Raw genomic sequence first — 13,458 nt, 5'->3', positions numbered from 1 at the left:
CTCTCGGCGGCTTTTCATTTTAAGGAGTTAAAATCTACTTCAGCTTTTCTTCTACAAAGCTGAGGATTTCTTGCATCAAAGCATCGTCTACTTTCTTAAGGTTCAATGCTAAATTCGACCCTTTACGCGTATAACTAGCACGGCCTTTGATTAAATCCGTTTTTGCACTGGCCATTGGCTTAGACGGCGCTAACTCTTCAATCCACGCTTCGATTGTCTCAGTCACGTCTTTCGTAATTCGTGTTACGCCTTGTGCTTCGCTGCGTTGCCAAACAAAAACGCCTTTTTCACTGCATTTTGCCAATAGTGCATTACGTTGCTCGTCACCTAAACCATTAAACTGCTTATGTAGTTTGACGATAGTTGGACGACCAAGATCTGCGACATTAGGGTACGCTTGTAGTAGCTCTAGTGGTAAATCAGCGGCTTTCAATGCTCCACTGACTAACGCTTCACTGCACTGGAACATCTTAGCCAATGCTTTTTGATCTTCTGCTTCGCCACTTTCAAGTTTCGCTAACATCTCTTTCCCTTTCTCAAACAGAGAAAGCGGTTTATGAGCATTCGCGACATCAGAAAGGAACTTAGCATGCTCACCACTGATGTTTTCACCGACATAAACAAGAAACTCTTTGTCAGCCAAAATACACGACATGCGACGACGGCTACCATCAAGAACTTCAATCTTGCCGTCTTCACGCTTACGACCCACTGCTGGGTATTGCTGACCACGTTCACGCAGTGTTACTAATACGTCTGAAAGTGCATGTTCATTAAGAAAAGACTGTTCACGAGCATTTTCAGCAAACACAACGGTTTTACTTTTCACTTGATCCGCAGGAATACGAACCAACTCAAATTGGACTTTTTCTTCGCCAGCAACAGCCAGTTCAATAACCTGAGCTTGCTCTTTCGCAGCTTGCTGAGCTTGCTGCGGAGTCGTAACGTGTCGTTTATTTGCTTTGCCAAACAGTCGGGCATTCAAATCTGAAGTTTTAATCGCCATTTATAATTACCCCTGATTTAGTGATGACCAGTGACTATGAAGCACGCGCTCCACCTCGAGTGCACTCTTTTGCACCGCATCTTGAGCTGTTGCTAAGGTCTTTTTACCGCCTTCAAAATCACCTGTGGTTAGGTCAAATACGGTACTGTAAGTATCAGCACAAGTCTCAAATGCACGGCTACGAGGAATCGTTGCCATTGTCACTTGATCACCCAACAAGTAATTCATCTCAGTAAGAACCGCAACTTGCTTCTTGTTATCATCTTCAAACATTGTCGGCATTAGGCGCACAAACTCAAGGCCTCGCCAATCGTCTGGGAACATTTCATAAACCGTAGGCAAGTGCTGGAAGAAGTTAACAGTTGAAGCCCAGTCTAAACGCTTTGCTGCACATGGAATCAGTAATGCGTTAGATGCGTACATTGCATTCCAAACCAGCGGATCAACGTGCGGGCCTGTATCAATCATGATGACATCAAAATCATCGGCAATCTGATCAATCAGTTTTTCTTTAAGCAGTTTTACGATATCTAAAGACTGATTTTGCGACAGATTTTGCCACGCTTCCGCGTTAAACATTGCGTCTTCAGGGAATGCAGATACTGTTTTCAAGTTCGGGTACTGAGTAGGAAGTAGTACGTTTTTATGTAAAAACGCATTATCAATTTCAACACCATCTGGCACATTATCAAGCATCACATCGACAGCAGAATAAATACTGTCGTGATCGTTGATGCTAATTTGCGGGTTCAAAAACAGACGTAAAGAGCCTTGAGGGTCTAAATCGATAAGGCAAATGCGGTAACGTTTATCAAGGTTTAGAGCAAGACACGCCGCAAGATGAACGGCTGTCATCGATTTACCTGTACCACCCTTCTGGTTTTGTACGTTGATAATCCATGGCTTATTGTCACCATTCTTTTTGCGCTCATGGAATTTAGGTACGCCAGCGGCATCCATTAGCATGTGTGCTTCTTGTAGAGAAATCGAATAATGGTTTGCGTTATTCTTTGTGAATTGGTGCCCAGTTGCTTCCAACTTACTGATTGCGTCATCAAGCTTACGTCGGGTTAAACCTGAGCGAGTTTCCATCAATGCTTTTGACATCGGCGGAAAGTGATCATCACTACGCTCTTCCAAAACAATCTCAATACGGTCAGCTTGAACTTGTGCAGTCTGTTCAGCTAAGCGATTGAGATTTTCAATTGTTTGTTCTCTTTTCATTGCCAAATTCCGTGATTAATTGACTTGCTTTGATTGTACAGCATTTATAACCATACACAATAAAAAGGTGAACATTCACTTATGGACAAAAATCACATTAAATAGAAAATTTACACTATTTTTAATGTATCCAGACAAAAAGCATTAAAAATCGTCATTTTTATTTGAGCATAATGCATCATAAACCGAAGTAGATTTAAAATGTTACATCGTCACATATTTACAATGTAAAGAGAGAATTTCAGAACAAGGTAGCTAATCTATCGGAACGATTAAGATTGCAGCGTATTTTACGGCTGGTGTCATTTCGATTTCAAAAAGAGAGGTCTTCTACCTGCCAATACTTAAGAAATGAGTCAAGAACGAAAGAAAAGACAATATTCTCACGTGAGATAGAAAAAGAACCAAAGCAGCGATCATCGAAAGCATGATCAAGGAGAATGTCATGATCATGCTTTCGAAGCGATTTGGCCTAACAGGAAGAATGATCAAGGTAAAATAGACCGCAATACATGATCGACATTGAATCACTCGAATGTAAAAAGGATCGGAACAATGATCAAGTAATCTATTCTTCCGGAAGCATGTAAAATCACAACCAAATTACGGACAAATGTAGATAGACTCTGGGATGAGAGCAATTAGAGCCAAATTCAGTCAGTTCACAAGCTTAACTCCATCCAACAAGCGATTATCCAATCATTTCATGATCATGCTTTCGTGGATATTAGAAGCTTGAGATATAAATCAATATTTTCATATCACTGTCATTTTGATTTAACTCACGCCTTGTTTCCCCCACATATCATAGATAAAATGATTTACCTTGATCATCGTTTCAAGAAAGAAGGGCGTAATTTGTTGCCGTTTGCACAGAAAATCAAGATCACATCATTTCTGGTTGTGGATAAGTTGTGTAAAGCCAATGATCATGCTTCTGAGAGCACATTGATCATGCGTTCAATACTTTAATGATCATCGTTTCGATGGTTTTTGATCATGCTTTCCTTAAAGTAATGATCATGCTTTCGTGTTTGTTATGATCATGCTTTCAGAGCGTTAAAAAATAACACCTTACTTTACATACACTTACGAGCCTTCTTAGGCCCAGATCATTAGATCATATTATCAATTAAGATCATCTTTATCAGAAAGATCAGTTATTTAAAAACAACAAGTTTTTACTTTATTTATGATCTTTTTTTCTTTATTCTTCAGGAACCATAGCGATATTACGGCTAGTGTGATACGGATCTAATAATGAGTTCAGAAGAAAAAATACTGATCAAAGCCCCTAGAAGCCACAAAGATGGACATCTATTCGAGGTTTCAGAAACAGCAGTCAATTGGATAGAGCAATACCAGCATTTCAAAGGGGTAACGAAAAGTATCGTTGAACTTCTGAATTTAATTTCATTGCGTGGCTTTAGTAGCAAGGACGGTTTAGTTTCAACGACAGAGTTGATTGAAGCGACAGATGGCCAAGTTACGCGTGCAGCAATCCAACAACGTCTCCGAGCAGCTGTTAATATCGGCCTATTCCACCAAATCCCTGTTCGCTTTGAAGAAGGTTTGGCAGGAAAAACCATGTTACACCGCTTCGTAAATCCGAATCAGTTGATTTCAGTGTTAGGTGCCACCAGCCTGGTGACGGAATCGGTGAAACAGAGCGAGAAACAAAAACGCTCCAAAGCACTGGCTCAAACGCAAGTTAATAAACGTTTACTTAATGAGCATGGGCTTAATACCCCACCAGTGATGAAAGATGAAGCGGATCAGTTCATTGTTTCCCCGACCAATTGGGCTGGGATCATCGATCAAGCACTCGCACCGCCTAGAACACGTAAACAGTACCAAAAGAGTATGGTTTCGATCTCTGGCACACGAGCTGTGATCGAAACTCGATCTTCTAAAAATATTATGACTGTCGATGATCTCATGACGTTGTTTGCGTTGTTTACGTTAACAGTGCAATACCATGAGCATCACCAACATCAATATCAGTTAGACGGTACGCAAGTCCCGAATAAAACGCCGCTCTACATCACGGATATTTTGTCATTGCGTGGCAAGAAAGACAGCGGTCCTGCACGGGACTCTATTCGTGACAGTATCGACCGAATTGAATTTACCGATTTTCAATTGCATGAGCTAACAGGACGCTGGCTTAGCGAGAACATGCCAGAAGGCTTTAAGAGCGATCGTTTCCGATTCTTAGCCCGTACCATTACCGCATCGGAAGAAGCCCCTACAGAGAACGCTGACGGCGAAATACGCATTAAACCAAACCTATACATCCTTGTTTGGGAGCCGTCTTTCTATGAAGAGCTACTTACACGCGATTATTTCTTCTTGTTCCCGCCTGAAATTTTGAAGCAGCACACCCTTGTGTTCCAACTGTACAGTTACTTCCGTAGTCGTATGGTACGTCGTCATACCGATGACATGTTGCTTAGTGAGTTGAACCAAAAGTTAGCACGTAACATTGAGTGGCGTCGCTTCTCGATGGATCTGATCCGAGAATTAAAACGATTGTCTGATGATGAAGTGACCGATGCTCTTTTCTCAGTCAATTTATGGGGCTATCACTTAACGATCTCGACCATCATGGACAAAGACAAAGTGAAAGATTATCACTTTGATATTAAGTGTGATGCGGAAGAGGTGCTTCGTTACTCGCGTGCTCGTACTACCAATGCGGGTAAGCGTAATATGGCTCCTACGTTACCAAACCCACTTCGTAATGAGATGGTGACTAAGAAACAACTGGATGAGATGTCTCAAATCATTGATGGGGAATTTGAACCTATTCAGCGTAAAGAGCGCTCTCCAAAAGGTAAATTGGGTCGTCGAGTTAAGCAGCGTAAACACTTAGTTGAGATTAACGCTGATGAAATTACCATTACTCTATCCAAATATACCTCTTCAGAGGCTCTAGAACGCTCTATAACGGCTTTAGCGGCGATGACAGGGCATTCACACAACTCGATTCAAGAAGAGTGTACAGAGCTCATTGACAAGCTTGACTACTTGCGTGTCGGTGATGATGTTATTCCTTATCAAACATTGAGTAAGATGGTTGAGCTTTACAATAGTCAAAGTGAAAACAAGCATCTATCGATTGAGCGACTTATTGCCGGCTTGGCTGTTCGTCGTAAAGTCTGTAAGCAAGTTTACGAAGGTCATTTGGATGAAACAGTTTTCCGCGCGTTAGATGAAGTTGCGGTATAGAGAATAAATGTCTAAAAACCAGCGGTAAAACGCTGGTTTTTTTGTGTCTGATAATACTTATTCACACCCTGTTACATCCTATAGAGTGATAGACAAATCTACTACATTCCCCTGACAGTCAACTGACATTGGGGGGAGGGGAGTTGGATAATATTTATCCCGAATAGACAACCTTTTGTCCTTTCTGATGAATGAGGGATAGGATTATCCCTAGATAGATTGGCTCATATTGTTACATTCATTCTGAATATTTTGCGAGTTCTCTGAACTCGCTTTTTTTTGTCTAAAATTCAGAATCTTACGTATTAAATTTCTATTTCAAGATACCGAGTTTCCGGATCAATGATCAAGGTTAATACCATGATCATCGATCCGGGATTTCGTGTTTTATGATCAATGTACGGCCGAATGACCTTGATCATCTTTCCGAGCTTCGTTCCAACACTGTGCAGCCATAAAGTGAACGTGGGATTCGATCATTTGGTGGGACGCTTCTTGCCAACGCTCATTTGTCTGTTGGTTGCAAAACTCTAAGGTTAATACGGCAAGATGCTGTAGCCGCTTCATACACCAATCTTTCAGTTCTATGTCGCTTTCAGGTGAGCTGGCAACAAGCTGAAGTTTGCTGTAGGCGTATTGGAGAAACTGATACGCTTTGTTAGGTTGCTGAAAGTGCTGATGTTGATAGATACGCAGGCAGCCGTCTAACCAGCATGCAATGGCCTTGCTTTGTAGCTCAGTGATCTCTGGTCCCCAAACGCTATCTGGTACATTGAGAAGCAATGATTCCAGCGTTTGTTCTTGATCATGCTTTCGGGTTTCGTACCAACCCGACATTTGCTCTACCCAGGTATCTAATCTCATCATGCAGCTTTAACCCAATGTTTTACAAAATGATTTGGCCCAACTTGTCTGAACTCTTCTTGCACAAGAGCACTGGATGCTCGTATTTGATCTGCATCCACAGAATAGTTTGGTTCACTTTCAACTAACTTGCCAAATGGGAGATCGGGATCCGGAACCGCAGAGATCAACAACTGGGTATAGGGATGTTGCGGATCGGTTAAGATCGCTTGGGTATCTCCCCATTCGACAATTTGCCCCTTGTACATCACAGCCGTCTCTTCTGCGATGTAGTGCGCGGTGGCAAGATCGTGCGTAATGTAAAGAAAACCAATGCCTAGCTCTTTTTTCATTCGCTGCATGAGGTTGAGCACACCCAATCGTATAGAAACATCCAGCATTGATGTTGGCTCGTCAGCAAGAATCACTTCAGCACCCACTGCAAGCGCACGTGCTAAGTTAACACGTTGCCTTTGACCACCACTCAATTCATGGGGGAACTTTTGCAACGTATCTGGTGCCAGTTCGACTAACTCTATCAGTTCTTGCAATCGTGCTGGTATGTCAGCGTTGTTCGCGACTTGCTTATGAATTTTTAACGGTCGAGTGAGGTGGTGTTCAATGGTATGAGTGGGGTTTAGTGATCCAAACGGGTCTTGAAAAACCATCTGCACTTTACTGCGGTAATCGAGAAGATCTTTACGGCTTTGGATCTCATTGATATTTCGGCCATGAAATAGGATCTCGCCAGAGGTTGCGGGGTAGACCTTTGTCATTAAACGAGCGCACGTGCTTTTGCCACAACCCGATTCGCCCACCAGCGCTAAAGTTCGTCCTTTGTGGAGATCGAAGCTGACGCCTTGCAGTGCTTTGAATCGCTCTTCAGAGGCAAAACCGCCACCAATCGTGAACTCTTTAACCACATTGTTTAGACTTAGAATTGGTTCACTCATACTGTCGCTCCTTGCGTCGTGTGCTTACCTTCATGGATATTCGGGAAAGATGCCCATAGCTTTTGTGTATATGGGTGTAATGGGTTATTGCGTACTTGTTTGGATTGGTTTACTTCAACGATCTCACCGTGACGCATAATGGCGATGCGATCGCACAACTGGCTCATGAGGGCTAAATCATGAGTGATGAATAATACTGAGAATCCGAACTCTTCTCGTAACTGGTAGATCTGCTGCAATATTTCTCGTTGTACAACTACGTCTAATGCCGTTGTTGGTTCGTCCATGACAATCAATTTAGGATTGAGAGAAAGGGCGATCGCTATGACTAAGCGTTGGCGCATACCACCACTAAATTGATGAGGATATTCGGTTAAACGTTCGCGGGGAATGTTGACTAGATCGAGTAGCTTTTCAGCGCGATCTTTGGCCTGCTCGTTGTTTAAGCCTTGATGGTGACGTAGTACATCAGCGAACTGTTCTAGAATTGGCAAGACGGGATTGAGTGAGTTCATGGCACTTTGGAACACCATTGCGATTTCACTCCAACGGATGGTATTTATTTCATCGTCAGATAGCCTCAGTAAGTCGCGGCCCTGGAAGTGAATCTCACCACCCGAAATAAACGCAGGCGGCTTATGAAGTCGATTGATGGCGAAAGCAATGGTGCTCTTTCCACAGCCAGATTCTCCGGCTAACCCGAAAATCTCACCTTTACCAATATCGAAACTCACCGATTTAACGGCGTTAAAGTCGCCATTGTCGGTAATATAATCTACGCATAAATCTCGGATCTGAATAATGGGATCAGGGTGATACGCATGCTGAAGATAAGAGTGACTCATAGTTCTACCTACCAAAAAGAGTAAAAGATAATGATTATCATTAACTCTTATTTTATGGCTGAAAAGAACCGTCAACAAAAAGGGTGAAGTGCCTCGAAAAAGTTCCGCTGAGAAAATGTAATTGGGCGCCATAAAGCGCGAAAACTTGTGGGAAGTGAGTGATAAAAATGAGACTCAGATCGGTTTCATTTCGTTAGGGGGAATCCTTTAAATGTACTGTCAGAAATTCCGCCGCGCAAAGCCTATTTATAGAAAAATCGATAACTCTTTCTGAACTATTAGCAGTATCACATTCTGGAGCTAAAATTCTTAACAAGGGCCTGTAGATTTTGCTACAGATTAGCTGTCCCTTGCATGGTTTGTTCGGAGGTTACGATGTCCATTAATTCTATTGACCATGATGAAATGACTAAAATTGCAGACAAGTGGGACTTCACGGAAGAAGTCGAGTCACAGAAACCAGTAAAAACGGTAAAATCCGCGGAAGCTCGTCGTCGTATTGAAGCTTTGAGAGAGATTCGCGAAAGTGGCTTAACACTAGATGAAGCAAAGGAACTGGGCTTACTGCACTAGTTATCTTCATTGATGATACATACTTGAGGGTGGCCAACAGAGCCGCCCTTTGTTTTTCCACTTTTTTTGATCTAATCGGCTACACATTTTCTCGATAGATAGTCAACTTTCTCTTCTTGTGTGGTATATTCCCTCCCCATATTTTTACAGATTAGAGCGTTCTCATGTCGATTAACCTTTCGAACCTTCCTGCTGAAGAGAAAAATAAGGTTGAGCTTGATAAACAAGCATCGTTTTTTGTGTGGAAACTTCGCGAAGCGAAAGCCGGCCCTGAAGAAATTGACCAGGCAGCTGCCAAAATCCGAGACGACAACGAAAGAGCGGTCTTTTTAGAATCTGTCGATAAATATAAGCGAGTAATGGGCGTCGCGTAATACGCCTTTTTCTCTGCAAGCGTCAGAAATTGAAAAGCTCACACGTTTTGCTAAAATCCTTCGCAATAAAATTGAATTAGAGAGAACATCCCGATGGGAAGAAGTTTTGAAGTGCGCAAAGCCTCTATGGCGAAAACTGCAGGCGCAAAAATTAAAGTTTATTCCAAATACGGTAAAGAAATTTACATGTGCGCTAAGAACGGTGGCGGTGATCCAGACATGAACTTGTCTCTGAAACACCTGATCACTAAAGCGAAAAAAGACCAAGTTCCAGCTCACGTTATCGACAAAGCGATCGATAAAGCGAATGGCGGCGGTGGTGAAGACTACGCTCCAGCTCGTTACGAAGGTTTTGGCCCTGGTGGCACAAGCGTTATCGTTGACTGTCTAACAGACAACGGCAACCGTACTTTCCAAGATGTTCGCCAATGTTTCGTTAAATGTGGTGCGAAGATCGGTGTTGAAGGTGCAGTTTCTCACATGTTCGATCACCAAGCGGTATTCCAGTTCAAAGGCGAAGACGACGAAGCAATTCTAGAAGCGCTAATGATGGATGACGTTGACGTGACTGACGTTGAGCTTGAAGATGGCGTGATCACTGTATTCGCACCTCACACTGAGTTCTTCAAAACGAAGACAGCACTAAACGCTGCATACCCAGACTTAGTAATGGATGTGGAAGAGATTACGTTTGTACCTCAAACGCATACTCCAGTAGCAGGCGAAGACGCTGAGAAGTTCCAGAAGTTCTTAGATATGCTTGATGATTGTGATGACGTTCAGCAGGTTTACCACAACGCTGAGCTGTAATCGCACATAGATCTGAAAAACCGAGCCAATGAGCTCGGTTTTTTTATGTCTGAGAAACAGACTTGGGCGCAGCTAACCAGGCCGCCAATTTACGAACCTGAGGCAACACTGTGAGGTTTAACGCCAATGCGCATGGCCAAGCTAGACTAAAGCTTTGTAACCATACTGAAGGCCACTCAGCGCTAAATCCCAACTTATATCCTGATAAGAGTCCCGACATGATCACCGCCATGGTGAATGAAGAGAGTAGGGCAGATATCCAAAACTGTTTACGGCTCATATTTTATCCTCATAACTTGCTGTTGTGTTGTTATTAAGGATATAACCATCCAATATTGAGAAAAACAGTCAGGTTAAGAAGTATGGATTCCATATTTGGAAATGTTGATGATCTCTATTTGTTTTGCTGTGTGGTGGAAGAGGGCTCGTTACTGGCGGCGGCGAGAAAGTTACAGCTCCCCGTATCCACCATGTCTCGGCGTTTATCTGCATTAGAGTCTCGTCTGAATACCCGTCTGCTTGAAAAGCAGGGTAGGGAGTTGGTTGCAACGCAAACTGGCCAGCAGGCATTTGAATTATTGCGCAGTGGCATGGAGTCGATTGAATCTGGCTTTGATCAATTGCTTTCGGACAACCAGCAAGTCTCAGGTTCGATTAAACTTGCTCTGCCGCATAATTTTTATCGTGGTTTTGTAGGGGATGTGATCGAACAGTTTTTGATGAACTATCCGCAGGTAAACATTGATCTGGTGCTTAGCCAAGAGCAAGTGATCCCGCAATCCGATCGTGATTTACTCATGACGTTTGATCTCGCCAATATGCAGGAGATGATTGCAAGGCCACTGTTTCAGGCAAAACATGCTTTTTTTGCCAGTCCGGAATATCTGGCTGAGATAAGTCAGATCGATACGTTAGAACAATTAACTCAACTTGATTGGATAAGTGTTGATCACATTGTTGATTTACCTGTTTATGAGGGAGAAGAGTTAGTTGAAGTCATTCATATCAAACCCAGAATGGTCGTCAATGACATTCTTTCCGTCTGCCGCGCGGTAGAAAAAGGGCTGGGTATTGCATCTTTGCCACTTCGTCATGTTCATGATGGTATGAATCTACATCGCGTATTACCTCAGTATCATCGTAGCGCAAGGCAAGCCTATTTGGTGTACAAACAAAGGCGTTATCAACCTAAGGCTTTGACTCTATTGGTAGATGCTTTGCTCGAAGGGGTTAAAAAAATCAATCAATTGGGTTAGTTTACAGTGTAAAGCGTCAGCATATTAGAACGGACATGGAGAGAAGAATGAACAAGGTTGTTATTGTTACAGGCGGAAGCCGCGGGATTGGTGCGGCAACATCGAAGTTATTGGCGAAGCAAGGTTATGCGGTATGTATTAACTACCACCAGCGCCCTGAGCCAGCAGAGGCTTTAGTCGAGGAGATTACTGCATCAGGTGGCAAAGCTTTTGCCTATCAAGCAGACGCAGCCTGTGAGAAGCAAGTTCAAGCTATGTTTGTTGCTACTCGCCAACGCTTTGGAACGGTGACTCATCTTGTGAACAATGCTGGCATTCTATTTACTCAGTCAGAACTGCGTAATATTGATGCTGATCGTTTTCGAAAAGTACTTGATACCAATGTGATGAGCTGTTTTGTGTGCAGCAAGAGTTACATCAATCAGATCGATGCGGATTCAGAGATGAAAGGCGCTATCGTGAATGTTTCTTCCGCCGCTTCCCGTATTGGTGCCCCGTTTGAATATATTGATTATGCGGCTTCCAAAGGGGCGATGGATTCGATCACGATTGGCTTATCGTTGGAACTTGCTGGTCAGGGGATCCGTGTTAATGGCGTGAGACCGGGGTGTATCTATACAGAGATGCATGCCGATGGGGGAGAGCCGGGGCGAGTGGATCGATTAGGGCCTAACCTTCCATTGAAACGTGGTGGGACACCAGAAGAAGTCGCTAACTCGATCGCTTGGCTGCTTTCAGAGGAAGCCTCTTTTGTGACCGGGACTTTTATTGATATTGCTGGTGGGCGCTAACAATGTGAGATTTGTGATCGGGTTTAAAGCTCTTGGTAGATGAGCTCAATATTGTAGGTTAAACTTGATCACATATCTTAAGCAGAGGTAACTATGTCCAATCCATCTTCTGATGCAACTCCGACTCGAACGAAAAAAACGTTCGCGCCTAAACCAGAAAATTTCAAAGTTAGCCTAAAATATGAAGGTATGTCGCTGAAGGAAGAAAGTGAAAACCGCACTATAGCGGAACTGAAAAGGAAATATGCGCGATAAGTATGGTGTTTATCATGATAAATACTGCTATCCAGGGTGCGATGTTTTAATCAATCTACTTAACCTACGAGATGCAGACGAACTGGCCGAAGCGGAAGTGGCGTTTACGGCAGAACGTTATCGCACTTATCAAAGCTCTCTATCTTCAATAGAAGAATGTACTTTCTCTCATCTTAAACATCTTCATTTTTATCTGTTTCAGGACTTGTTTGCTTGGGCTGGAGATATCCGAGAGGTGGATATCTCTAAAGGTGATACCCGTTTCTGCACCGTTCCTCGTATTGAGGTCGAAGGGGAGAAATTGTTCAAGCTAGTACCCGATCTGGCTTTGATTACTCATCGAGATGAATTGATTGATGAAGTTGCTTCGCTATTTTGTGAAATGAACTTATTGCACCCATTTCGAGAAGGAAATGGGCGCGTGCAGCGTTTTTTCTTTGAAGAGATGCTGTTTTTGCTGGGTTACGATCTCAATTGGCCTGTCATTTCGCAGCAGCAGTGGATTGATGCCAATATTGCTGGTGTGTATCTTGATTTAGAACCTCTCAAATCTATTTTTCGTCAGGCTATTTCAGAACTGCCTGCTTAGTTCGCTGTTGTTAAAGGTAAGTGCCCTGTCTTAACCAAAATGATGGTTTCTTGCTCTACAAACGGGTAGTGTTCGCTCATATGTGGGCTGCGCATCCAAGCCCTTTGAGAGTATTGTCCATGCTCATCAGCAAACTGACCGGACAACACTAGTATCTCTTCACCACCGAAATGTCGATGGGGTTGAAAGCGCTCACCTGCTGGCCATTTTACAAGAGCAACATGTTCATGTTCGAAATCGTGCAATGGCATCACTTCTAATCCACCGATACCTGGCAACCAAGTTTCTTTAGTGGTATTTAGCCTGACTGATGCATTGTCTCGCTGATCAAACTGATTGAGTTTTACAAAGATCACGCAGCCTTGCTCACTAAACGGTGCATGTGAACTGCCCGGAGGATTACGAATATAAGTGCCTGCAGGGTAGTCACCATGCTCATCTGAGAAGATACCTTCTAGGACAAAGATTTCTTCGCCCATAGGATGCGAGTGAGTGTTAAAGCGTGAGCCGGCATCATAGCGGACAATGCTGGTGGTATGGCCGGATTCAGCCTCTTCACGCTCTAGGGGTTTACGCCAAACCCCTTTCGCAGGGCTTGCTACCCAAGGTTCATCGCGTGTGTGAATCACAACTCGCTCGGTAAAATTCATGTTGAGCATATTCTTTTCCTTTGTTCTATTTGACGTTGCCGCCAGCAGATCACGGTGA

At 43.2% G+C, this 13,458-nt stretch carries 14 protein-coding genes; 7 read left to right on the top strand and 7 right to left on the bottom strand.

Annotated elements, in window-relative coordinates:
• Window positions 1-34 precede the first annotated feature (34 nt).
• The gene (locus tag GVO60_RS02910; protein WP_159651091.1) at window positions 35-1,006 is read right to left on the bottom strand and encodes a ParB/RepB/Spo0J family partition protein; all 972 of its coding nucleotides are present in this window, start codon (window positions 1,004-1,006) and stop codon (window positions 35-37) included.
• Between the two features lie 6 nt (window positions 1,007-1,012).
• A complete protein-coding gene (locus tag GVO60_RS02905) occupies window positions 1,013-2,230 on the bottom strand; it encodes a ParA family protein (protein ID WP_159651090.1) in 1,218 nt (405 codons plus the stop codon).
• Between the two features lie 1,260 nt (window positions 2,231-3,490).
• On the opposite strand from GVO60_RS02905, the gene GVO60_RS02900 reads away from it, so the two are divergent.
• Window positions 3,491-5,461, top strand: a complete 1,971-nt coding sequence (locus GVO60_RS02900) for a replication initiator protein RctB domain-containing protein (RefSeq protein ID WP_159651089.1) — start codon at window positions 3,491-3,493, stop codon at window positions 5,459-5,461.
• Between the two features lie 393 nt (window positions 5,462-5,854).
• Here the strand turns inward: GVO60_RS02900 and GVO60_RS02895 are convergent, their stop codons facing one another.
• Genes GVO60_RS02895 through GVO60_RS02885 form a run of 3 tightly spaced genes read right to left on the bottom strand, consistent with a single transcriptional unit; the run spans window position 5,855 to window position 8,102 of the window.
• A complete protein-coding gene (locus tag GVO60_RS02895; protein ID WP_159651088.1) occupies window positions 5,855-6,328 on the bottom strand; it encodes a transcriptional regulator in 474 nt (157 codons plus the stop codon).
• Complete coding sequence (locus GVO60_RS02890) at window positions 6,325-7,257, bottom strand: ATP-binding cassette domain-containing protein (protein ID WP_159651087.1); 933 nt, start codon at window positions 7,255-7,257, stop codon at window positions 6,325-6,327. Before GVO60_RS02890 ends, GVO60_RS02895 begins: the two co-directional genes overlap by 4 nt.
• On the bottom strand, window positions 7,254-8,102 hold the full coding sequence (locus tag GVO60_RS02885) for an ABC transporter ATP-binding protein (RefSeq protein WP_159651086.1): 849 nt from the start codon (window positions 8,100-8,102) through the stop codon (window positions 7,254-7,256). Before GVO60_RS02885 ends, GVO60_RS02890 begins: the two co-directional genes overlap by 4 nt.
• Window positions 8,103-8,477: 375 nt before the next feature.
• Here GVO60_RS02885 and GVO60_RS02880 point away from each other — a divergent pair, with 375 nt between their 5' ends.
• The 3 genes from GVO60_RS02880 (at window position 8,478) to GVO60_RS02870 (ending at window position 9,859) form a co-directional block, all read left to right on the top strand.
• A complete protein-coding gene (locus tag GVO60_RS02880; RefSeq protein ID WP_159651085.1) occupies window positions 8,478-8,675 on the top strand; it encodes a PA3496 family putative envelope integrity protein in 198 nt (65 codons plus the stop codon).
• 164 nt (window positions 8,676-8,839) lie between these two features.
• On the top strand, window positions 8,840-9,049 hold the full coding sequence (locus GVO60_RS02875; protein WP_159651084.1) for a DUF3283 family protein: 210 nt from the start codon (window positions 8,840-8,842) through the stop codon (window positions 9,047-9,049).
• Window positions 9,050-9,142: 93 nt separating this feature from the next.
• Window positions 9,143-9,859, top strand: a complete 717-nt coding sequence (locus tag GVO60_RS02870) for a YebC/PmpR family DNA-binding transcriptional regulator (RefSeq protein ID WP_159651083.1) — start codon at window positions 9,143-9,145, stop codon at window positions 9,857-9,859.
• Window positions 9,860-9,902: 43 nt separating this feature from the next.
• Here GVO60_RS02870 and GVO60_RS02865 read toward each other — a convergent pair whose 3' ends face one another.
• Entirely contained in the window at window positions 9,903-10,139 is a 237-nt protein-coding gene (locus tag GVO60_RS02865; RefSeq protein WP_159651082.1) for a DUF2798 domain-containing protein, read from the bottom strand.
• 82 nt (window positions 10,140-10,221) lie between these two features.
• Between GVO60_RS02865 and GVO60_RS02860 the strand changes: the two genes are divergently transcribed.
• From GVO60_RS02860 to GVO60_RS02850, 3 genes are all read left to right on the top strand, one after another.
• Window positions 10,222-11,115, top strand: coding sequence for a LysR family transcriptional regulator (locus tag GVO60_RS02860; protein ID WP_159651081.1), 894 nt, complete (start codon window positions 10,222-10,224; stop codon window positions 11,113-11,115).
• Between the two features lie 47 nt (window positions 11,116-11,162).
• Window positions 11,163-11,906, top strand: a complete 744-nt coding sequence (locus GVO60_RS02855) for an SDR family oxidoreductase (protein ID WP_159651080.1) — start codon at window positions 11,163-11,165, stop codon at window positions 11,904-11,906.
• A 244-nt stretch (window positions 11,907-12,150) separates the two neighbouring features.
• The gene (locus GVO60_RS02850; protein WP_159651079.1) at window positions 12,151-12,750 is read left to right on the top strand and encodes a Fic/DOC family protein; all 600 of its coding nucleotides are present in this window, start codon (window positions 12,151-12,153) and stop codon (window positions 12,748-12,750) included.
• Here GVO60_RS02850 and GVO60_RS02845 read toward each other — a convergent pair.
• Complete coding sequence (locus tag GVO60_RS02845) at window positions 12,747-13,409, bottom strand: cupin domain-containing protein (RefSeq protein ID WP_159651078.1); 663 nt, start codon at window positions 13,407-13,409, stop codon at window positions 12,747-12,749. The two genes, GVO60_RS02850 and GVO60_RS02845, sit on opposite strands and share 4 nt — an antisense overlap.
• Between the last annotated feature and the right edge of the window lie 49 nt (window positions 13,410-13,458).

Origin of the sequence: Vibrio atypicus, from assembly GCF_009811315.1 — a bacterium.
GTDB classification, from domain to species: Bacteria; Pseudomonadota; Gammaproteobacteria; order Enterobacterales; family Vibrionaceae; genus Vibrio; species Vibrio atypicus.
Note: the sequence above shows the minus strand (reverse complement) of the source record. Positions and strands in the feature narration are given on the sequence as shown.

Bases quoted from the DNA above. Each gene is read 5' to 3' on its own strand.
- GVO60_RS02910 (WP_159651091.1), bottom strand. From the start codon at position 1,006: ATGGCGATTAAAACTTCAGATTTGAATGCCCGACTGTTTGGCAAAGCA.
- GVO60_RS02905 (WP_159651090.1), bottom strand. From the start codon at position 2,230: ATGAAAAGAGAACAAACAATTGAAAATCTCAATCGCTTAGCTGAACAG.
- GVO60_RS02900 (WP_159651089.1), top strand. From the start codon at position 3,491: ATGAGTTCAGAAGAAAAAATACTGATCAAAGCCCCTAGAAGCCACAAA.
- GVO60_RS02895 (WP_159651088.1), bottom strand. From the start codon at position 6,328: ATGATGAGATTAGATACCTGGGTAGAGCAAATGTCGGGTTGGTACGAA.
- GVO60_RS02890 (WP_159651087.1), bottom strand. From the start codon at position 7,257: ATGAGTGAACCAATTCTAAGTCTAAACAATGTGGTTAAAGAGTTCACG.
- GVO60_RS02885 (WP_159651086.1), bottom strand. From the start codon at position 8,102: ATGAGTCACTCTTATCTTCAGCATGCGTATCACCCTGATCCCATTATT.
- GVO60_RS02880 (WP_159651085.1), top strand. From the start codon at position 8,478: ATGTCCATTAATTCTATTGACCATGATGAAATGACTAAAATTGCAGAC.
- GVO60_RS02875 (WP_159651084.1), top strand. From the start codon at position 8,840: ATGTCGATTAACCTTTCGAACCTTCCTGCTGAAGAGAAAAATAAGGTT.
- GVO60_RS02870 (WP_159651083.1), top strand. From the start codon at position 9,143: ATGGGAAGAAGTTTTGAAGTGCGCAAAGCCTCTATGGCGAAAACTGCA.
- GVO60_RS02865 (WP_159651082.1), bottom strand. From the start codon at position 10,139: ATGAGCCGTAAACAGTTTTGGATATCTGCCCTACTCTCTTCATTCACC.
- GVO60_RS02860 (WP_159651081.1), top strand. From the start codon at position 10,222: ATGGATTCCATATTTGGAAATGTTGATGATCTCTATTTGTTTTGCTGT.
- GVO60_RS02855 (WP_159651080.1), top strand. From the start codon at position 11,163: ATGAACAAGGTTGTTATTGTTACAGGCGGAAGCCGCGGGATTGGTGCG.
- GVO60_RS02850 (WP_159651079.1), top strand. From the start codon at position 12,151: ATGCGCGATAAGTATGGTGTTTATCATGATAAATACTGCTATCCAGGG.
- GVO60_RS02845 (WP_159651078.1), bottom strand. From the start codon at position 13,409: ATGCTCAACATGAATTTTACCGAGCGAGTTGTGATTCACACACGCGAT.